This window comes from Pseudomonas sp. 2822-17, from assembly GCF_002742485.1.
GTDB lineage: Bacteria > Pseudomonadota > Gammaproteobacteria > Pseudomonadales > Pseudomonadaceae > Aquipseudomonas > Aquipseudomonas cyclaminis.
Genome location: NZ_LJRZ01000306.1, coordinates 1 through 355 on the forward strand (window position 1 = coordinate 1; position 355 = coordinate 355).

General features: G+C 33.2%; 1 protein-coding gene. It reads left to right on the forward strand.

Annotated elements, in window-relative coordinates; translation table 11 throughout:
* Positions 1 to 138 precede the first annotated feature (138 nt).
* Positions 139 to 355, forward strand: a 217-nt coding sequence (locus tag AOA60_RS07535) for a hypothetical protein (RefSeq protein WP_218240578.1), incomplete at its 3' end; no start/stop codon positions are given.

Below are 355 nucleotides of genomic sequence, written 5' to 3' on the forward strand. Positions count from 1 at the left end.
GTCCTTCACAATTTTACACCCAACACTAGTTATTTTGGTTGTGAGGGGTTATTATTGTTTTTGAAGATGATAATGTATGACAGAAGCAACTATTACACACAAATCAAATGAAATTCACACATTAAAGGAGCAATATAAATGTTATTTGCAAAAAACACACCAAATAATACAGGGATCGCTTTATATGGTGACAATATGGATTTTGACAATTTATATGAAGCTTTACATACTGTAGTGGGAAAAGAAGATGAAATAGAAGCATATTATTCGTCTCGCATGAGAGTGCTAGGGGTTTGTTATGATATTCGTCATGCTCTAATGGGAGATAGAGACTATGAGTTTGTAGATAATGGAC